The organism is Aureimonas glaciei (genome assembly GCF_014643375.1).
In the GTDB taxonomy this organism is placed as follows: domain Bacteria; phylum Pseudomonadota; class Alphaproteobacteria; order Rhizobiales; family Rhizobiaceae; genus Plantimonas; species Plantimonas glaciei.
This window is the reverse complement of the sequence record NZ_BMJJ01000033.1, coordinates 1-514: the sequence shown is the minus strand read 5'-3', so window position 1 is coordinate 514 and position 514 is coordinate 1. Positions and strand designations below refer to the sequence as shown.

Here is a 514-nt window from a genome sequence, read left to right as displayed (position 1 = left end):
GCGGCTGGTGTTCATCGACGAGACCTGGATCAAGACCAACATGGCACCGCTGCGCGGTTGGGGCCCACGCGGCGGGCGCCTGCGTGGCTTTACCCCCTACGGTCACTGGCGCACGCTGACCTTCATTGGTGCCTTGCGACTCGACCGGCTCGCGGCACCCTGCGTGTTCGACGGACCGATCAACGGCCAGTGCTTCCAGGCCTATGTCGAGCAGATCCTGGCGCCGGCGCTGAGGCCCGGCGACATCGTCGTCATGGACAACCTCGGCTCGCACAAGTCGGCCGCCGTCCGCCAGATGATCCGAGCCGCAGGCGCCAGGCTGTGGTTCCTGCCGCCCTATTCTCCCGATCTCAACCCGATCGAACAGGCCTTCGCTAAGATCAAGCATTGGATGCGCGATGCCCAGAAACGAAGTGTCGAGGACACCTGGCGCCATCTCGGCAACCTCGTCACCACCATCGGCCCAGACGAATGCAGCAACTATTTCGCAAGCGCCGGCTATGCTTCCAGCAAA

At 64.0% G+C, this 514-nt stretch carries 1 protein-coding gene; it reads left to right on the top strand.

Features of this window, described 5'->3' with window-relative positions; translation table 11 throughout:
• A partial coding sequence (locus tag IEX88_RS26620; RefSeq protein WP_188855505.1) for an IS630 family transposase occupies nucleotides 1–514 on the top strand: 514 nt, incomplete at both ends.